We start from the raw sequence: 20,702 nt of genomic DNA on the forward strand, positions 1-20,702 counted from the left end.
GTTGTGATTGTCGCGATGGTGGCAACGATGATTATCCCTTATATGATGGCCTAGAATAAACCGGAAAGGATGCAGAAAATAAGATGGCGCGAAGAAGACGCAGGAGAATGACCAGGAAACAGGCGAGAATGAGAAGACGCAGAATCAGGATTGCAGGATTTTGTCTTGCAGGCTGTATTCTGATACTTGGAATTGTCTGTGGCGCGTTTCATCACTATGTATCACAGTTTCCGGAGGATAAGATTGCAGAGAATATCTATGTCGGAACCGTAGATCTGTCCGGGCTTTCAAAAAAAGAGGCACTAGAGAAACTGGCCGGTCAGAAGAAAGCAGATCAGAAGCAGACGGTATCGTTGACTGTGGAAGGTCAGAAGGCAGAAGCGACACTTGAGGAATGTGGATTTGATTACGCAGACGTGAAGGCGAATGTGAAGGCTGCCATGGACTATGGAAAAAGCGGCGGACTTTTTGGACGATATAAGAGTCTTCGTAAACTATCTAAAGAAAAAGTTGTCCTGAGCCCGGAATATACATTGGATCAGAAAGCGACGGAGAACATTCTGGAAGAACGGGCAGTTCCATTTGCAAAGCACGCACAGAATGCGACCATTACGAAAAGTGGAAGCGGACTTCAGATTAACAAAGAGGAAATTGGCGAGACCGTAGATAAGAGTGGAACTATAAAAGCAATTAAGAAACATTTAAATGACTCCTGGGATCATGGATCATTCGCCATGGAGGCAAAGGTAAAAGAAGAACAGCCAAGTGTGACAGAGGCGGATCTGTCCACGATACAGGATGAACTTGGCTCATTTTCTACAGATGCCGGAGGCGGAGAACGCTGGAAGAATCTGAAAAATGGTGTGGAGAAACTGAATGGTACAGTCGTGATGCCGGGAGAACAGATTTCGGTTCACGATGTAACAGCACCATATGATGAAGAACATGGATATGTGCAGGCAGGTTCTTATGAGAATGGTCAGGTCGTAGATACATATGGCGGTGGCATCTGTCAGGTTTCCACGACACTCTACAATGCAGTGCTATTCTCTGAATTGAAAGTCGTAAAACGGTATCCACATTCGATGCTGGTGTCCTATGTACCGCCGTCAAGAGATGCGGCAATTGCCGGTGACACGAAAGATTTTGTGTTTGAAAATAACTATGATACTCCGATTTACATTTTTGGAGAGATTGATGACGATAATCAGCTTTGTTTTGCAATTTACGGAAAAGAGACAAGAGATAAGACAAGAAAGATTGAATTTGAGTCGGAAGAGGTATCGACAGAAGAGCCGGGAGTCAAGTATAAAGCAGATGCTGAACTGGCGCTTGGAGAGATGGAAGTGACCGGAAGTGCACATACGGGGAAAGAAGTAAAACTTTGGAAGATTGTCTATGAGAATGGTAAGCAGGTGAGCAAAGATGTCATTAACGAAAGTACTTACAGCAAAGCGGACAAAACCATTTCTGTAGGAATCAAGACAAAGAACAGCAGTGCGGCAGCGGTTGTGAAAGAAGCAGTCTCAACACAGGATAAAGTAAAGATACAGGCGGCGATTGGCGAGGCGAGTTCCATGGAATCTTCGTCTGAGCAGTAAGAATGCCGGGAGGAATTTTCTGCCGGGTAAAAAGAACAGATTTGTTTTTTTTGAAAATCAGGAAATCAATGAGAAAATAAATGGAATAAAAGACAGGAGGTGAACAGACAAGATATGAAGTTTGAGACAGAACATGGCTGTGTGGTCAGTGAGATGGCAACAGCTTACGGAAATTCAAAACAGATAGGAAGATATGCAATTGCGGCGGCAATGAATGAAGTGCTGACGCGGGCGGAACGGGTGGATCAGATGGAAATCAGAGTCTGTGCACCGCTGGAAGAAAAGAAAACGCATCTTTATGATGTGAAAGCTGAAGCCGCGCGCTGCGCAAGAGAACACGGTCAGACGTTTTGGGAGCCGGAGATTATCCGCGCAGCCTGGGCAGCAGGTACATTTGTACAGGTGAACGCTTTGGCGGCTGATGTAAAGCAGCAGGCGTGGAACAAGGAGACGATGCGAGCCGGTCAGGACATTGTCCTTACAAAATGGATTGGTCTGGAGGGAACTCTACGTATTCTGGATGAAAAAAGAAGAGAACTTGGAAAGCGTTTTTCCGGAACTTTTTTGCATCAGGTAGAGGAATTCCGAGAGACCATCTTCGCAGAACGTGAAATCAGGGTTGCAAAAGCCGGAGGCGTATCTGTCATGCGCCAGGTTGGAGAAGGCGGTATCTTTGCCGCACTTTACAGACTGGCTAAGGAAGCTGATACCGGACTTGTAGTGGATCTCAAGGCAATGCCTGTGAGACAGGAAACAATCGAGATTTGTGAATATTATAAGCTCAATCCGTATCAGCTTGCTTCCACGGGAAACATATTAATGATATGTGATGACGGGGAAGCACTGGCAGATGCGCTTCGAAAAGAGGAGACAGAGGCGGCTGTGATCGGACGCCTTACGGATAATAATGACAAAATAATACAGAATGGGGAGGACATCCGCTATATCGACCGTCCTGCTCCGGACGAATTGATGAAGATATAGCAGAATCCTCCAAAGTGGAGGTTTAAGATGAACGAAATTCGTAGTGAGATATTAAAACATCTGGAAAAGAACAGCAAAGCTGATCTTGGGGAACTTGCAATTTTACTTGGGACAGACGAAATTTCTGTTGCAAATGAAATTGCAGACATGGAGAAAGAAGGGATTATCTGTGGTTACCATACACTGATCGACTGGGACAAAGCCGGAAGAGGTTTTGTGAATGCATTGATCGAAGTTCGCGTGACCCCGCAGAGAGAGCGTGGATTTGACCATATGGCTGACCGTATTGTGAACTATCCGGAAGTAACTGCAGTTTACCTGATTTCCGGATCTTATGATTACCTTGTCAGCATTGACGGAAAGACACTGATGGAAGTATCAAGATTCGTATCAGAGAAGTTATCGACTCTGGAAGGTGTAGTAGGAACAACGACACATTTCGTCTTAAAGAAATATAAGGATCATGGAACGATTCTGAAACATGAGAAAAAAGAAGAAAGGATACCGGTGATGCCATAATGAGAGATCCATTATCTAAGAAAATAACCGGCATTGCACCGTCAGGTATCCGTAAATTTTTTGATATTGTAAGCGAGATGCCAGATGCAATTTCCCTTGGAGTGGGGGAGCCGGATTTTGACACTCCTTGGAGAGTACGGGAGGAAGGAATCTATACTCTGGAAAAAGGACGTACATTTTATACGTCAAATGCAGGACTTAAGGAACTGCGTCAGGAAATCAGCAACTACCTGGACAGAAAGATCCATGTGCGTTATGACTATGTGCATGAGGTTATGGTAACGGTTGGCGGAAGTGAGGGAATTGACCTTACCATGCGTGCTATGCTAAATCCGGGAGATGAAGTGCTTGTGCCTGAGCCGTCTTATGTATCCTACGCACCGTGTGTCACACTGGCAGATGGTGTGCCGGTGCCGATTCCGATGAAAGAGGAGAATGAATTCAAACTAACAGCAGAAGAACTGGAAGCTGCAATCACACCGAAGACAAAAATTCTGGTGCTTCCGTTCCCGAATAACCCGACCGGCGCGATCATGACAAAAGAAGACCTGGAACCGATTGCCAAACTTGTAGAGAAATATGATCTCTATGTATTGTCTGATGAGATTTATTCAGAACTGACTTATAAGACAGAACATGTTTCCATTGCATCCCTTCCTGGTATGCGGGAGAGGACGCTGGTCGTAAATGGATTCTCAAAAGGTCTTGCCATGACGGGATGGAGACTGGGGTACATATGCGGACCGCAGATCATCATGGAGCAGATGGTGAAGATCCATCAGTACGCAATCCTGTGTGCACCGACAAACAGTCAGTATGCAGCAATCGAGGGATTGAAGAACTGTGATGATGAGATTCAGAAGATGCGCACAGCATATAATGAGAGAAGACGTTATCTTATGCATACGTTTAAAGAAATGGGGCTTCGTTGCTTTGAGCCATTTGGAGCATTTTATGTGTTCCCGAACATTCAGGAGTTTGGGATGACGTCTGAAGAATTTGCGACGGAACTGCTTCGAGAGGAGAAGGTCGCAGTTGTTCCGGGAAGTGCATTTGGTGCAAGTGGAGAAGGATATATCCGAATTTCCTACGCATATTCATTGGACGATTTGAAAGAAGCGCTCGGACGGGTAAATCATTTTATCGAAAAACTGAGAAAAAAATAGAGGCTTTGATATTGTTAAAAAAATGCTAATAAAGCCTGAAAATAAAGAAAAAATGAAAGGGAAGAGACATATCTGCAAGCATACAGGTATGTCTCTTTCTGCAAGTAATTTGTTCATAATATGCAAAAAATATCAATTAAGATAGAAAGAAAAACACATTTTTACTAGAAAAACCATTGACTTATTGTATAAAATTAAGTACAATTTTGTACAAATAGTTTTTTTGAATAAATGCAGAAAGGTGATAGATAAATGCTAAATATCGTACTGCACGAACCGGAGATACCAGCGAATACTGGGAATATCGGACGCACATGTGTGGCAACTAATACCAGATTACATCTGATCGAACCATTAGGATTTCGTCTGGATGAGAAAAACCTGAAACGGGCCGGTATGGATTACTGGGGAAGTCTGGATGTGACTACATACATTGATTATGCGGATTTTCTGGAACGCAATCCAGGAGCAAAGATCTACATGGCGACGACCAAGGCACCGAAGGTGTACACGGAAGTGAGTTATGAACCGGATTGCTATATTATGTTCGGAAAAGAGAGTGCGGGGATACCGGAGGAGATTTTGGTACAACATCAGGAAGACTGTGTAAGAATTCCGATGGTGGGTGATATCAGATCTTTAAACTTAAGCAATTCCGTGTCGATTGTTCTTTATGAAGCTCTGCGGCAAAATGGCTTTGCAGGGATGAATCTGGAAGGACATCTGCACAGATTACACTGGGGAGACTCAGGGAAACTATTATAATAGCCTTCATGAAAATATAAAAACACTCTGTAAATATATGAAAAAATGATAAATTTATAGATTTTCCAGGTTTGGTATATTATAATTTCAATTAGAAGGTTTATTCTATCTAAAGGGAGAGGTGGTGAGCAAACGGCAGAAGCAGCCATTGAGAAGAAGGGGGAACGGAAAACCTCTGGAGTTCTTAATGTGAAGCTTGGGGAAGCTTTGTACTGCTGAGTCCCAGACACGGACAATGGGATGAAAGCCTGAAAGAAGAATTAAAAGTCCGAAAAATGCCATAACAGCAGATGCTGTGGCATAACAGAACCAAGAAAATAAAGAAAAGGAAGTGAACTTATGGAATTACAGATTCAAGACTTAGTTTCGTCAATCCGCAAAGACGGAATTGAGGCGGCTAATGCAGAAGCAGAAGCAATTATTTCAGAAGCTAAGAAAAAAGCAGAAACAATTGTAGCAGATGCGAAGGCTGAGGCTAAGAGTGTTCAGGAAGCTTCAGAAAAAGAGATCGGTATTCTTAAAGAAAGCGCTGCAATCAGTGCAGAGCAGGCAAAAAGAGATGCTATGCTTGCATTCAAAACTGAGGTACAGGCTGAATTTGAAAAGATTCTTTCAGCAAAGATTGAGAACAATCTCTCAGACGCAGCTCTTGGAAAACTGATCCACGCTGTAGTATCAGATGAAGATGTGAAGAATTATGCAGTTGAAGTTTCAGAAGTGAACGATTCACTCAAAGCAGAACTTGCAGAAGAGATCAAGAATGGACTTGAAATCAGACCTACAAAGGGTGTCCGCGCAGGATTCCGTTTGGCTGCAAAAGACGGTTCAGGTTATTTCGACTGTTCTGATGATGAGATCATGCAGATGCTGATGCCATACTTCAGAGATCTCGATTTCTAACAGGAGGTGCATATGGCTTCATATTATTACTTGATATCAAGCCTGCCGGACCTGAGAACAGACGGGGAGATGCCATTTTCCTATGAGGAATTTCTTGGCATGTGCCAGTCAAATGTAAGTGAATCAAAGTATGAGTGCTTAAAGAACCTGACACTTTCGTCAGAAGAGGGACCAATCATGAAAGAGTGGGCTGCCTCTTATAAGAATCTTATGAGCGAACTCAACTATCAGAGAAGTGTAAATCTGGGAAGACCATATCTGGCATCCTATGATAAGGATTCTGTGACTGCACAGGTAGCAGGAGCAGCGCTGGCTGCAAAGAATCCGCTGGAAGCAGAGAAGATCTTGCTGGATTATGAATTTGATAATCTTGATTCATTGGTAGGCTTGCATACTTTCGATGATGTATATTTATTCGGGTATGCGATTAAATTAAAATTGCTTGAACGCCAGAGCTGTTTTGTTCAGTCAAAAGGACAGAAGGAATTCAAACGTCTTTTTGATCAGGTGCAGCAACGCGTATATAGCTTATAACAGGAGAGAATTGATGGAAACAGTAACAGGATATGTAACTGGTATTAACGGAAACCTGGCAAACGTCAGCTTTGATGGTGCAGTTCATAAGAACGAAGTTGCTTATATTCTTGTTGATGGAAAACGTCTTAAAGGAGAGGTTATCCGAATCAACAATGGTGTTGCCAGCATGCAGATCTACGAGATGTCAAATGGTATCAAAGTCGGAGATCAGGTAGAGTTTACTGGTGAGCTGATGAGCGTAGAACTTGGACCAGGTCTGTTAACCCAGGTATTTGATGGACTTCAGAACCCGTTGCCGGATCTTGCAGAGCAGTGTGGATTCTTCCTTGAGAGAGGTGTGTATCTTGATCCTATTCCAGATAGAGACTGGGAGTTCACACCATCTGTAGCAGTTGGAGATTCCGTAGAAGCAGGAGATTCAATCGGTAGTGTTCCTGAAGGATTATTTAAACATGAAATTATGGTTCCGTTCACACTGAAAGGTAGTGACTGGACAGTTAAATCTATTAAAGAAAAAGGCTCTTATAATGTAAGAGCAACAATTTGCGTGATCGCAAACAGCAAAGGTGAGGAGAAAGAACTCAGCATGGTAATCTCACAGCCAATCAAACAGGCTGTAAAATGCTATGATGAGAGACTTCGTCCGGACGAGCCGCTGGTAACACAGCTTCGTTGTGTAGACGCATTCCTCCCGGTAGCAAAAGGTGGAACATTCTGCGTTCCTGGACCTTTCGGAGCTGGTAAGACAGTTCTTCAGCATATGGAAGCAAAGAATGGTGAGGCAGATATCGTTATCGTGGCAGCTTGTGGAGAGCGTGCCGGTGAGGTTGTAGAGATTCTGAAAGAGTTCCCTGAACTGGAAGATCCTAAGACAGGAAGATCTCTTATGGAAAGAACAATCATCATCTGTAATACATCTTCCATGCCGGTAGCGGCCAGAGAGGCTTCCTGCTACACAGCCGTAACACTTGCAGAGTACTACAGACAGATGGGACTTGACGTTCTTCTTCTTGCAGATTCTACAAGCCGTTGGGCACAGGCGATGCGTGAGATGTCAGGACGTCTGGAAGAGATTCCAGGTGAAGAGGCATTCCCGGCTTACCTTGAGTCTACAATCGCTTCTTTCTATGAGAGAGCTGGTAAAGTAAGACTTAAGAATGGTAAAGTCGGATCTGTTACAATCGGTGGTACAGTATCACCAGCCGGTGGTAACTTTGAGGAACCTGTAACACAGGCAACACTGAAGGTAGTTGGAGCATTCCACGGACTTTCAAGAGAGCGTTCAGATGCTCGTAAATACCCTGCAATCCATCCGATGGATTCATGGTCTAAATATACCGGTGTTGTAGATATGGGACGTATCGAAGAGGCTCGTGCAATCCTTACAAGAGGAAACGAGATCAATCAGATGATGAAGGTAGTTGGTGAGGAAGGAACATCCGCAGAAGACTACATCATTTATCAGAAAGGCGAACTTCTTGATGCTGTATATCTTCAGCAGAACTCATTCGATCCGATTGACGCAGCATGCCCACCGGAGAGACAGAGACAGGAATTCGATAAACTTTATGAAGCATTAATGGCGTCCTATGATTTGGAAGACAAGAATGAAATTCGAAGCTTCTTCAACCAGTTGAGACAGGAATTCCTTGACTGGCATGGTACTGTCTTTGAGACACCAGAATACCATGAGCAGGCGAAGAAGATTGAGGAATTCTACAAGTCAAAAGCAGTTGAGTAGGAGGTTCTAAAGTGCAGAAAGTATATACAAAAATTGAATCAATCGTCGGTAACGTTGTTACTGTTAAAGCAGAAGGTGTTCGTCTTGGCGACCTTGCTTTAGTAGGTGACAGTTACGCGACAGTTATTAAACTTGACAGAGACATTGTATCTCTTCAGGTATTTGCAGGTGCACAGGGTGTTGGAACCAACGATTCTGTTCGTTTCCTTGACAGACCTATGATGGTTTCCTTCTCAGAGCATCTGCTCGGACGTGTATTTGACGGAGCAGGAGTTCCAAGAGACCACGGTCCGGCACTTACAGAGAACATGATTCCGATTGGTGGACCTTCATTTAACCCTGCAAAACGTATTCTTCCTAAGAATATGATCCGTACAGGTATTCCGATGATCGACGTGTTCAATACACTGGTAGAGAGCCAGAAACTCCCGATTTTCTCTATTTCAGGTGAGCCTTACAATGCGTTACTTTCACGTATCGCTCTTCAGGCAGAAGTAGATGTTATCGTACTTGGAGGTATGGGTCTGAAATATGACGATTACCTTACATTCCGCGATACACTTGAAAAAGGTGGAGCAATGAGCCACACAGTTATGTTTATTCATACAGCAGCTGACCCGATCGTTGAGTGTACACTGGTTCCAGATATGTCTCTTGCTGTTGCAGAGCAGTTCGCTCTTGCCGGAAAGAAAGTACTTGTACTTCTTACTGACATGACAAACTACGCAGATGCACAGAAAGAGATGGCTATCACGATGGAGCAGGTACCATCAAACCGTGGTTATCCGGGAGACCTTTACAGTTGCCTTGCATCTCGTTATGAGAAGGCGGTTGATATCGAGGGTGCAGGTTCTATCACAATCCTTGGTGTTACAACAATGCCAGGTGATGATGTAACTCATCCGGTACCTGATAATACAGGTTATATCACTGAAGGTCAGTATTATTTGAAAAATGGACATATCGAGCCATTCGGTTCTCTTTCACGTCTGAAACAGAACGTAAATGGTAAGACAAGAGATGACCACCGTGCATTGATGGATGGCATGATTCGTCTGTACTCACAGTACAAGGAAGCTCTCGAGAAGAAATCCATGGGATTCCTTATGAGTGAATGGGACGAGAAACTCCTGAAATACGGTGAATTGTTCGAAACAAAATTAATGGACCTTAGTGTTAATATCCCACTTGAAAATGCACTTGATCTTGGTTGGGAAATTCTTGCAGAGTGCTTCGAGCCAAATGAGACTGGTTTGAAGACAAGTCTTCTGAAAGAAAGATGGCCAAAGAAAGAGGCATTAAACTAAAAGGAGTAGTTGATGGCTATCAAACTTACAAAAAATGAGCAGAAGGTGCAGAAAGACCACCTGAAACAGTATCAGCGCTATCTTCCTACTCTGCAGCTTAAAAAACAGCAGTTGCAATCGGTAATTATGAAGACGAAAGCTGAACTGGAGCAGAAGGAAGTCGAACGTGCTCAGATGATTGGAGACTTGGATGACTGGGTTGCAGTTTTCGCGGAGAATGAAATCTTCGATGAAGAGAAAAAACTCGATCACCTGGTACAGCCAGAGACAGTTATCTGTAAGAATGAGAACATCGCAGGTGTAACGGTTCCAACATTTCAGGAGCTGACATTTAAAGACATTGTTTACGATGTTGACGACTATCCTTTGTGGGTTGATACTGCAATTGTAAAACTTCGTGAGATTGCTCGTCTGGATGCATTGGTATCTACACTTCGAAAACAGGAAACACTTCTTGAGAATGAGCTTCGTGCTACATCTCAGAGAGTAAATCTGTTCGAGAAAGTTAAGATTCCGGAGGCAAAGGAGAATATCCGTGTGATTGGTGTATTCCTTGGAGATCAGCAGACAGCGGCAGTTGTTCGCGGAAAGATTTCAAAGAAAAAACTTGTGGAGGCGGCAAAATGATTGAAAAGATGAAAATGGTCTATGTCGTGTCATCCGTCTCCAAGAAAGATGAGATGCTCGATGGACTTCGGGATCTCGGACTTCTGCATCTGGCAGAGAAGAAAAGTCCGGCACGCGCAGCGTCAGAAAGATTTACAACACTTTCTAAGACTGCCGGAGTATTATTAGACTATGCGCCGGATAAAAAATCCAAGGGGAAAGAAGAAGCTCCGATCCTTTCAGACGAACAGTTTGAAGAGATGTATCAGGGCGTGCTTGCAGCACTAGACAAAAAGTCAGCGCTGTCCCAGGAAATGAGTGCAGCAGGTGCAGAGATAGAACGAGTAAAAGCATGGGGCGATTTCGCACCGGCTGAATTAAAAGAATTAAAAGAAGCAGGGTATGATCTTCATTTTTACCGTCTGGCAAAAAATGAATTTGAGATGGCTGAGCAGGATCCGGAAGTTAAAATGATCCGTCTTGCTACTATTGATAAGATGGATACCGTTGCTGTAATCGGAGCTTTGCCGGCAACAATTCCGGCAGCAGAGTTCGCAATTCCGGAAAAAGGAATCAGTGAACTTACAAAAGAGATTGAGGAGTGCCAGCGTCAGAACGCAGAGTGCGACGAGATTCTTAAAAAAGCTGCTGTATATGATGCCAGTTTTCAGGCTCAGATGCTCAAAGCTCAGAACGAGGAGAATTATTCTTCCGCAAGTGAGACCGCAGAAAGCGATGAGGATTTCGTATGGATTTCAGGATATCTTCCAGAGGAAGACCTTCCAAAATTCAAAGAAGCGGCTTCAGCAAATAAATGGGCTTGGGCGCAGGAAGACGTAGCAGAGGACGACGATCAGGTACCTACGAAAGTTAAATACGGAAAAGTCTCCGGACTGATCCAGCCGGTATTTGATATCTTAGGAATCCTTCCGGGATACAGAGAGTCTGATATCTCACTTTGGTTCTTCCTGTTCTTCACACTGTTCTTTGCAATGATCATCGGTGATGCCGGATATGGTATGCTGATTCTGATCGGAACAATAGTATTTGCAGTGAAGACAAAAGGCGAAAAGAAATATAGCAACATAGTTTACTTATTATTTGTACTTTCAATTGCAACCGTTATATGGGGAGCGATTACCGGTACCTGGTTCGGAATGGAGTCAGCAATGAATGTTCCGTTCTTGAAAGCACTGGTAATTCCAAGCTTTGCAAACTATCCGGATTACTTCGGAGTTACAGCTCTTGCACAGCAGAACACGATTATGAAGTTCTCATTCTCTGTAGGAGCAATTCAGATGGCGCTTGGTAGTCTGATCTCTATTAAGAAAAAGATTGCTGAGAAGAACCTGAGCTGGGTTGCAGACCTTGGCTGGCTCGTAGCAATTGTAGCAATGTATTTATTATCACTTTATCTGGTAATCGGAGAGAGCATTAACATCACACCGGTATTTGCAATGATTGGTGTAGCATTTTTACTTGTTGTTCTCTTCGGTGCAATGTCACCGGATCGTACATTTGCACAGGGACTGAAAGCTGGTCTTGCAGATGCGTTTACCGTATTCCTGAATACGATCAGCTGCTTTGGTAACGTAATGAGTTATATCCGTCTGTTCGCAGTAGGTATGGCAGGACTTGCCATTTCTCAGAGCTTTAACGGAATCGCAGCAGGATTCCACGGACCGCTTATTATTCTCGCTGTTGTAGTTGTACTCATCGGACACGGACTGAATATTATCATGTGTTTCCTGTCAGTCGTAGTACACGGTGTCAGACTGAACGTTCTGGAGTTCTCAGGACAGGCAGGACTGGAGTGGACAGGAATTGCATACGAACCATTTAAAGTAAACGATAAAATTATTAAATAGTATTTAATTAAAGGAGAAAAATTATGAATTTAGCATTTGTTGGAATGGCAGCTGCACTTGGTTTATCTGCTTCAGGATCAGCATTCGGTGCAGGATTTGCAGGACAGGCAGCAGTAGGAGCATGGAAAAAGTGTTATGCAAGTGGAAAACCGGCACCGTTCATCATGATCGCGTTCGCTGGAGCACCTCTTACACAGACAATCTACGGATTCCTTCTTATGAACTTTATCAAATCAGCAGTAGAAGGCGGAGCAGACGCAGGACTGGCACTTGGTGTTGGTATCTTCTGTGGACTCGCAATCGGACTTTCAGCATTATTCCAGGGTAAATGTGCCGCTGGAGCATCTGATGCATTAGGAGCAACCGGAAAAGGTACAGCTAACTACTTCATCGTAGTAGGTATCGTAGAGACAGTAGCCCTCTTCACATTGGTATTCGGCTTACTGCTCTTAGGTTAATAAAAAACAGAATACAGAAAAATTTGAGCGGAACAGCAATTGCTGTTCCGCTTTTTTTCTTTCTGCATATGATAAAGCAGATGAATTTTGTGGGAGTGTATGAACATGGATGAAAAACTTCCTTACTATATGGCGTATCCAATGCCGCTATTATATGATGATGAGCGTCAGAACCAGAGGGATTATGAATATATGAAGAGTGTATATCCAGGAACGGCAAAGCGTCTGATACCATATATCGAAGAGGAATGTGACCGTCTGGAGTATACGGGGAGCGTTATGTATGACGAATATCCAGACCGGCTGCAGTTGTTGCTGCTTTGCAGAAGAATTTATAATCGCGCGAAAGAAGATGAAACAAAGAAAGATGAAGCAAAAGAAGGCGAGGAAACAGGCGAGTGGCTGCAGAATCTGATCCAGGTCATGACTTATCAGGAACTGTGTCAGAGAAGACGGGAAAACAGAAGTATGAGACGGAAATATTATTAAAAATTGAAAGGAATAAAAAGAATAAGGGAGCGTAAACTGCTACATGAAGAATTGGAAAATAGGCAGACTGTGAAAAAGCAGTCTGCCTATTCGTTATTCTTAGTGGTTGTGCAGAATGCACGAATAGATATAAAAATAACAAAAAATGTAACATGTTTCATACAAAAAAATAAAAATAGCAGAGGAACAGAAAACAAGTATAATCCAATACTTTACGTAAATAGCAAAATATATCATCAAAAAATGTAAATGGTTACATTTAAAATGACTAAAAAAACAGAAAACAAAGAAAATTGTGCAAATTTACTAAAAAATAAATAGATAATTGACGATGATTATTTATAGTGCTATGATTTGTTTATCGATAAGAAATGTAACAAGTTACATATGGACGGAAATTGATTACAGGGAGGTAATTGTATGAATGAAAGAATTCAGCGGCTTCGAAAAGAGCTGACAGAACAGAAACCGTATGTAGATGGTGAGAGATGTAAGATATTTACAGAATCTATGAAAACAACAGATGGTCTGCCGATTATTATCCGCAGGGCAAAATCTTTTTATGAAGTGCTGGATAAAATGACAGTCTGGGTAAAACCAGGGGAATTGATTGTTGGTAATATGGCAAAAAACGCAAAGAGTTCACCAGTATTTCCAGAATATTCTGCTCAGTGGATTCTAGAAGAGTTAGATGGAAAACCGTATCGATGGGAAGACAGACCTGGAGACAAATTTTATATTTTGCCAGAAGATGAAAAAATAGTTCGCGAATGTGCAGAATATTGGAATGGAAAGACACTTTATGATTATGTTCGCAAAAATCTGCCAAAGGAAGTCAATGATGCATGGGATGCAGGAGTCACAGATGAAACATGGGTATGTGCAGCCGGACTGGGGAATGAGATTGTTGATTATAAAATGGTTGTTGAGAAGGGTCTGGAAGATGTATTGACAAGAATTCAAGAGAAAAAAGACAGCATTGATATTCTGGATCCAGACGCGCTGAAGCAATTACATTTCCTGGAAGCAGCAAAGCTTGGAAATGAAGCAGTGTTAAATTATTCCAACCGACTTGCAGATAAGTGTGAAGAAGAAGCAGGAAAAACAGATGATTCAGAGTACAAGAAAGAGTTAATGGAGCTGGCTGAGATTTGTAGATATGTACCGTTTCATCCAGCGAGAACATTCCAAGAAGCTGTACAGTCAATTTTCATGGTTCTCCTTGCCGTACATATGGAATCTAATGGACATGCAATTTCACTTGGTAGATTTGATCAGTATGTATATCCTCTTTATAAGAAAGATATTGAAGAGGGAAGAATTACAAAAGAAAAAGCATTAGAGATTATAGAATGTTTCTTCATTAAATGTAATGAATTAAACAAACTTCGTTCCTGGCCAGATACAGAATTTTTTATGGGATATCAGATGTTCATTAATCTGGCGATTTGTGGACAGACTGTAGAAGGAAAGGATGCAACAAATGATATTTCAAGAATGTGTATTCAGGCGTGCAGAGAACTGAAATTAATCACACCTTCTGTGTCAGTCAAGTGCTTTGATGGAACGACAGATGAAGTGCTTATGGATGCGCTGGAGGCAACGATTGAACACAAAGGTGGAATGCCTGCATTTTATAATGATAAAGCATTTATAAAAATTTTGAGAGAGATGGGTGTTGCTGAAGAGGATCTGGTTGACTGGTGTCCGGATGGCTGTATTGAGGCATCTATTCCTGGAAAATGGGATTTCGCAGCAAAAGGACCTTGGCTCAGTATTGAAAAGGTTCTGGAAATAACATTGAATAATGGAAAAGACCCGGCAACAGGAACTGTGTTTAGAAAACCAGACAAAGATATTGTGGCAAGCTCATCTATGGAAGATATCTTTGAAGAATATAAAAAGACTTTGAAATACTTCCTGGATCTGAATTGTCTGACAGAACACATCAATGATGAAGTCCATGTGAGATATGACTTAAATGCTTTCAGGTCTTCGCTTGTACAGGATTGTATCGGAAGGTGTCTGGATTTGGTTGAGGGTGGTGCATTGTATTCAGCAGATGGAGGTCCGACAGCAGGAACCATCAGTGCGGGAGATGCATTAACAGGAATTGAGTATCTTGTATTTGACAAAAAGATACTGACAATGGAACAGTTGTTACATGCATGTGCCACAAATTTTGAGGATGAGTCAACAACTCCGACAGGAAAAGAGATTCAGATGATCATGAAAAATAAAGTTCCAAAGTTTGGAAATGATGATGACTATGCAGATAAATGGGTTGTAGCAATCGAGGAATATGTTGGACATAGTCTAAATCATGATTATAAGAGTTCAAAATATGGAAAAGGTCCAGTACCTTGTTGTTTCGCTTATAGCCAGACGCCGGTAACCGGAAATATTTCATTTGGAAGCCGTATTGGAGCAACACCGGATGGAAGATCAGCAGGAGAACCGGTAAATAACGGAGTATCTCCGGCAAATGGTTCCGAACGGAACGGGGCAACTGCTGCATGCAATTCTGTTGCAAAGATTCCTACAATCTATGACCAGAAAGGAAATATTTTCAATATGAGACTTGCACCATCTACAATTGCAAACCAGGAATCCAGACAGAAAATTCTTGATATGATGCGGGCATTATTTGATAAGGATGCAGAGCAGATTCAGTTTAACGTTGTAGATAATGAAGTCTTAAAAGAAGCACAGAAAAGACCGGAGGACTTCCCAGATTTGATGGTTCGAGTATCTGGATACAGTGCATTATTTACCTCACTGGGAGTTGCGTGTCAGAATGATGTGATTAATCGAACAGAGGTTGAGATGTAAATGGAAAAAGCAAGGATTTTCAATATTGAACGTTGCGCAACAGAAGATGGACCAGGAATTCGAACAACAGTGTTCTTGAAGGGGTGTAACCTTCGATGCAAATGGTGTGCAAATCCAGAGTCACAGTCTTTTAAACCGGAAATCCTTTTTAAAGAAATAAAATGTATTGGCTGCGGGAAATGTATAAATAGCTGCCCGCAGCAGGCTATTAAGAACATGCCGGGGTACGGAATGATTACAGACTCTGATGAATGTAAATTGTGCGGGACATGCATAGATGGATGTTATGCAGATGCAAGAGTCAGACAGGGAACGGATTACACAGTGGAAGAATTGATGGAGGTTCTGGGGCGAGATGAACATTACTATCTTGCATCAGGAGGAGGGATTACATTTAGCGGTGGAGAACCGTTAATGTATTCAAAATTCATTCATGCGTGTGCGAGAAAGATAAGAAAAAGAGGCTGGAATATATTGATAGAGACTTGTGGGCAAGTACCACAAGAAAATATTGAAATGATTGCTTCTGATGTAGATACAATTTATTGTGATTATAAACATTATGATCCTGAAAAGCATAAAGAGCTGACAGGAGTGGATAATCGACAGATCATCAGTAACATTCGGTGGATAGATGAACATTTTGAAGGGGATTTTTATCTGAGATATCCATACATCCCAGGATGCAATGATGGCACAGAAGCGATTGAACAATTCCTGAAATTCGCAGAACGGCTTTCAAAGGTGAAAGAAGTGGTATTTTTACCATATCATCGGTTAGGACTTCCAAAATATCAGGGACTTGGAAGAATGTATGAAATGGGAGATATGAAATCACTGAAAGTTCAGGATTTGAATTTCCTGAAAGAATATGAAAATAAATATGATTTAAAAATAAAAATTCAATAAGAATAGGGGACAGAGTATGGGGGAAGTAAATAAGACCATGGTGGCACTGGATTGTGGAAACTCATCCTATCGAGTAGTTCTTGGAAGATATCGGGATGGAAAAATAGAAAGTACAGTTATAAAACAGATTCCCAACGGAATGGAAAAAGTCGGAGAGTATTACTACTGGGATATCAGGAAGATATTTGATGGTTTTATAGAAACTTTAAAAAGTATTGTTGACAGTGGTGAAAAAATCGATTCTATCGGAATTTGTACATGGGGAGTTGATTTTGCCATGTTTGATTCGAATGGCGAGATGATTCAGAATCCGCTTTGTTATCGAAATACAATTGGTGAGCGCGTGCTGGCTTCGCTAAGTGAAGATGAAAAGAAAAAAATGTTTTACCAGACAGGGATTTTGTGTGACAAAATTAATTCCGTTTATATGCTTGCAGGAATGAATGAAGAATTTTCAGATGTAATGGAAAAAGCAGATAAATGTCTGATGGTTCCGGATGTTTTGAATTATTTCTTGACAGGGAAGATGGTCAACGAGCCAAGTGAGTTAAGCACAACACAGCTTATGGATGTGAAAGAGAAGAAAATCAGTTCCGAGATATGTGAAAAATTTAAAATTTCGGAAAAATTATTCTCTGAAATTGGCGTACATGGAACGAAAATCGGGGATATAAAAAAAGAGGTTCTCAGAAAACTTGGAATTGATTATGAGATTCCAATCATATGTGTTCCGTCTCATGATACAGCATCTGCCGTTGCCGCAATTCCAGCACAGGAAAAGGATTTTGGATTTGTAAGCTGTGGAACATGGTCGCTGATAGGAACGGAACTGGATGAGCCAATTCAGAATGACGAAGTGATTCGGTCCAGTCTGACAAATGAACTTGGCGCATTTGGAAAGATTACTTTATTAAAGAACAACGCAGGAATGTTTATAGCAAACTGTCTTCGAAAAGAATTGTGTGCTGCTTATGGAAGAGAAGTACCATGGAGCGAAATTACACAGATGGCAGAGAGTGCAAAAGGAGAGGTTTTCATTGATCTGAATGACATTAGATTTTTTAATCCGGAAAGTATGTCACGGGAAGTCTGGGGATCTCTTACAGAGAGCGGACAGGCAGACGGTGAAATGGAATGGGGGATTTTGTTTAGGGCATTTTATGAATCACTGGCCTGCTCTTATGCAATCACACTTGAAGATGCACAGAAGATTAGCGGCAGGAATTTTGAAAAAGTGTATATTGTCGGTGGCGGAGCCGCAAGCAGTATTTTGCTGAGGCTGATGTCGGGTTATACAGAAAAACCAGTTGTGGTATGTTTTGGAGAAAGTACTTCTATGGGAAATCTGGCAGTACAGTTAAAGTATTTCGAACCAGAGTTAGAACTTGGGGATATCCGAAATATTATCGCAAAATCTTATCGTACAGAACTGATACAGGAAAAGAATGAAAATGCAGAGAAAATAAGAATGCTTTACAGAGCAGTTTTAAACCATTAGATAGCAGGGAGGGAAGAAGAAAAGTAACAAAATGCAGCCAAAGAGGAAGGAGGATAAAAAGAAATGCAGGACAATATATTAGAAATGCGAGATATTACGAAAAGTTTCTTTGGAGTAAAAGTCCTGAAAAATGCTCAGTTGACAGTGAAAAAGGGTCAGGTACATATTCTACTGGGAGAAAATGGAGCAGGAAAATCTACACTGATCAAAATATTGTCAGGTGCATATGCCAGAGAAGAAGGAACCGTGATTTTAGATGGAAATGAAATGCCGCCAATGCCGCCGGGAGAGGTAATTAAGGCGGGTGTCAGTGTAATCTATCAGGAATTCAATCTTGTTCCGGAAATGTCAGTATATGAAAATATTTTTCTTGGAAAAGAGATTGTAAAAGGAGGCCGTGTAGACCATAAGAAAGAGATTGAAGAAGCGAAAAAATGTATGGATCGCGTGGGACTGGATTGCAGCCCGAAGACTTTAATTTCAGAATTGAGCGTGGCGAAAAAACAGCTGGTAGAGATTGCGAAAGCAATATCAAATGATGTTAAAATCCTGGTTCTGGACGAGCCAACAGCAGCAATCACTGATAAAGAAACAGAAATGTTGTTTGATATTATCAGAGAACTGAAAAAGCAAGGAATAGGTATTATTTATATTTCTCATCGCCTGAGTGAACTTTTGGAAATCGGTGATGTATGTACGGTTATGAGAGATGGTGAATATATCGATACTGTTAATATCAAAGATACGACAGAGGATGAATTGACACGGTTGATGGTAGGACGTCAGGTTTCTTTTGAAAAACTGGAAAATCCGCACTTAAAGAAAGACGAAGTTGTACTTTCCGTAAAAAATCTGAATTATAAGAATCTGGTAAGAAATGTATCCTTTGATCTGCACAAGGGCGAGATCCTTGGATTTGCAGGACTGGTAGGAGCCGGAAGAACCGAAACAGCAAAAACAATTATTGGAGACTACAAAAAAGACAGCGGTACAGTAATCTACAAGGGAAAAGAAATCGGAACGAACTTATCAGAGAACATTAAGAACGGAATTGTATATCTAAGTGAGGACAGAAAAGATGAAGGATTGATTCTGATGCATTCCGTGGCAGAAAACATTGCACTGCCAAATCTTCCGAAGTTGTGTAAACCGTTTTTAAATCGAAGAAAAGAGCGCAGTGTTTCCAAAGATTATATTAAAAGTCTGAAAATCAAGACGTTTTCAGAACTGACAGATGCGAAGAACCTGTCAGGTGGAAACCAGCAGAAAGTTGTTATTGCAAAATGGTTATATTCGGATGCTGATATTTATATTTTTGATGAGCCTACCAGAGGAATTGATGTAGGTGCCAGAGATGAAATATATAACATTATGTATGATCTGATTGCAAAGGGAGCCTCCATTATTATGATTTCATCAGATCTGGTAGAAGTATTGAAGATGAGTGACCGGGTTGTGGTTATGCGGGAAGGACGCATAAATGGAATTGTCGAAAATGATGGAATGCTGACTCAGGAAGAGACTATGAAAATGGAACTTGCGGAGGAGGAAAAACATGAAGGATAAACGAGTAAATATATCGGACTGGATAATTTATATAGGAATGATTTGTATTTTCGTTGTATTTACAATCATTTGTTCAGCCCTTGGAAAACAGTTCTTAACGCTGAATAACGTTATGAATATTATTAATCAGGCCAGCATTAACGCAGTAGTAGCTATTGGAGCATCGCTAGTTATTCTGACAGGAGGGATAGATCTTTCTGTAGGATCCGTCGTAGGATTTGTTGGAATATTTCTTGCACTGAGACTTCAGGAAGGAATGCCAATTCCTGTTGCGATTATCCTTTGCCTGGTGCTTGGAGCGGCAGTCGGACTTTTTAATGGTATACTTATCAGTTATGGAAAGGTTCCGGCATTTATCGTAACACTTGGTTCTATGCAGGCAGTCAGAGGTCTGGCTCAGATTATCAATGGAGGACAGGCAGTATCTGGATTCCCGTTGGAAATCGGAGCTGTTATGAAAACAAAATTATTTGGAGTAATTCCAATAGGTGTACTGTATGTAATTGTATTTTATGCAGTAATGATCCTGATTCTTTCCTATACAAAATTTGGACGCCGTATTTACGCGCTTGGAGGAAATGAACATGCGGCAAGACTTTCTGGTATTAAAGTAAAAAGACTAGAAGTTGCGGTATATGTACTGTGTGGAATTTTCGCAGCATTTGCAGGAGTTATGCTTCTTTCAAGATTGTTATATGCAGATCCAAGTGCAGGAAACTCTTATGAGATGAATGCAATCGCAGCATCTGTTATCGGTGGAATTTCCATGTCAGGTGGAAAAGGAAGACTTGCAAATACAGTCGCAGGTGCAATTATTCTGGCAACACTCACAAATGGTCTTCAGATTATGAACGTAGCTACATATTATCAGACGGTCATTACAGGACTTGTAGTTATTGTTGCGGTATTTGTAGATAAGAGAAAAGAAAGAAAAGCTGAGTAATATCAGAATGATA

General features: G+C 41.6%; 18 protein-coding genes. All 18 read left to right on the plus strand.

Going from position 1 to position 20,702, the window contains the following annotated elements; genetic code table 11:
• Window positions 1-128: 128 nt before the first annotated feature.
• The 18 genes from NQ560_RS00585 to NQ560_RS00670 all read left to right on the plus strand — a co-directional run bounded on the left by NQ560_RS00585 (window position 129) and on the right by NQ560_RS00670 (window position 20,689).
• Window positions 129-1,601, plus strand: coding sequence for a VanW family protein (locus NQ560_RS00585; protein WP_233420462.1), 1,473 nt, complete (start codon window positions 129-131; stop codon window positions 1,599-1,601).
• Between the two features lie 114 nt (window positions 1,602-1,715).
• Entirely contained in the window at window positions 1,716-2,585 is an 870-nt protein-coding gene (locus NQ560_RS00590; protein ID WP_005331872.1) for an AIR synthase-related protein, read from the plus strand.
• Window positions 2,586-2,612: 27 nt separating this feature from the next.
• Window positions 2,613-3,104, plus strand: coding sequence for an Lrp/AsnC family transcriptional regulator (locus tag NQ560_RS00595; RefSeq protein WP_005331874.1), 492 nt, complete (start codon window positions 2,613-2,615; stop codon window positions 3,102-3,104).
• The gene (locus tag NQ560_RS00600) at window positions 3,104-4,270 is read left to right on the plus strand and encodes an aminotransferase class I/II-fold pyridoxal phosphate-dependent enzyme (protein WP_005331879.1); all 1,167 of its coding nucleotides are present in this window, start codon (window positions 3,104-3,106) and stop codon (window positions 4,268-4,270) included. The genes NQ560_RS00595 and NQ560_RS00600 overlap by 1 nt, the downstream gene beginning before the upstream one ends.
• A 252-nt stretch (window positions 4,271-4,522) precedes the next feature.
• Complete coding sequence (locus NQ560_RS00605) at window positions 4,523-5,035, plus strand: tRNA (cytidine(34)-2'-O)-methyltransferase (protein WP_005331883.1); 513 nt, start codon at window positions 4,523-4,525, stop codon at window positions 5,033-5,035.
• A gap of 339 nt (window positions 5,036-5,374) precedes the next feature.
• Window positions 5,375-5,935 carry a hypothetical protein gene (locus tag NQ560_RS00610; protein ID WP_005331887.1) on the plus strand — a complete coding sequence of 187 codons (561 nt, stop codon included), beginning with the start codon at window positions 5,375-5,377 and terminating at the stop codon, window positions 5,933-5,935.
• 12 nt (window positions 5,936-5,947) lie between these two features.
• On the plus strand, window positions 5,948-6,469 hold the full coding sequence (locus NQ560_RS00615; RefSeq protein WP_005331888.1) for a hypothetical protein: 522 nt from the start codon (window positions 5,948-5,950) through the stop codon (window positions 6,467-6,469).
• 13 nt (window positions 6,470-6,482) lie between these two features.
• Complete coding sequence (locus NQ560_RS00620) at window positions 6,483-8,213, plus strand: V-type ATP synthase subunit A (RefSeq protein WP_005331889.1); 1,731 nt, start codon at window positions 6,483-6,485, stop codon at window positions 8,211-8,213.
• Window positions 8,214-8,224: 11 nt separating this feature from the next.
• Window positions 8,225-9,520: a V-type ATP synthase subunit B gene (locus NQ560_RS00625; protein ID WP_005331890.1), complete on the plus strand. Its 1,296-nt coding sequence runs from the start codon at window positions 8,225-8,227 to the stop codon at window positions 9,518-9,520.
• A gap of 12 nt (window positions 9,521-9,532) precedes the next feature.
• Window positions 9,533-10,147 (plus strand): V-type ATP synthase subunit D, encoded by a 615-nt coding sequence (locus NQ560_RS00630; protein WP_005331891.1) that lies wholly within the window; start codon window positions 9,533-9,535, stop codon window positions 10,145-10,147.
• A complete protein-coding gene (locus tag NQ560_RS00635) occupies window positions 10,144-11,994 on the plus strand; it encodes a V-type ATP synthase subunit I (protein WP_005331893.1) in 1,851 nt (616 codons plus the stop codon). The genes NQ560_RS00630 and NQ560_RS00635 overlap by 4 nt, the downstream gene beginning before the upstream one ends.
• Before the next feature lie 23 nt (window positions 11,995-12,017).
• Entirely contained in the window at window positions 12,018-12,452 is a 435-nt protein-coding gene (locus NQ560_RS00640; RefSeq protein WP_005331894.1) for an ATP synthase subunit K, read from the plus strand.
• Between the two features lie 105 nt (window positions 12,453-12,557).
• The gene (locus NQ560_RS00645; protein ID WP_005338039.1) at window positions 12,558-12,941 is read left to right on the plus strand and encodes a hypothetical protein; all 384 of its coding nucleotides are present in this window, start codon (window positions 12,558-12,560) and stop codon (window positions 12,939-12,941) included.
• Window positions 12,942-13,361: 420 nt separating this feature from the next.
• Entirely contained in the window at window positions 13,362-15,773 is a 2,412-nt protein-coding gene (locus tag NQ560_RS00650; protein WP_005331901.1) for a glycyl radical protein, read from the plus strand.
• Window positions 15,774-16,682: a glycyl-radical enzyme activating protein gene (locus tag NQ560_RS00655; RefSeq protein ID WP_005331903.1), complete on the plus strand. Its 909-nt coding sequence runs from the start codon at window positions 15,774-15,776 to the stop codon at window positions 16,680-16,682.
• Between the two features lie 16 nt (window positions 16,683-16,698).
• Window positions 16,699-18,180, plus strand: a complete 1,482-nt coding sequence (locus NQ560_RS00660) for a rhamnulokinase (protein WP_005331905.1) — start codon at window positions 16,699-16,701, stop codon at window positions 18,178-18,180.
• Window positions 18,181-18,243: 63 nt separating this feature from the next.
• A complete protein-coding gene (locus NQ560_RS00665) occupies window positions 18,244-19,746 on the plus strand; it encodes a sugar ABC transporter ATP-binding protein (protein WP_005331906.1) in 1,503 nt (500 codons plus the stop codon).
• A complete protein-coding gene (locus NQ560_RS00670; protein WP_005331909.1) occupies window positions 19,736-20,689 on the plus strand; it encodes an ABC transporter permease in 954 nt (317 codons plus the stop codon). Before NQ560_RS00665 ends, NQ560_RS00670 begins: the two co-directional genes overlap by 11 nt.
• Window positions 20,690-20,702 lie beyond the last annotated feature (13 nt).

The sequence above is a fragment of the Dorea formicigenerans genome (assembly GCF_025150245.1).
GTDB classification, from domain to species: domain Bacteria; phylum Bacillota; class Clostridia; order Lachnospirales; family Lachnospiraceae; genus Dorea; species Dorea formicigenerans.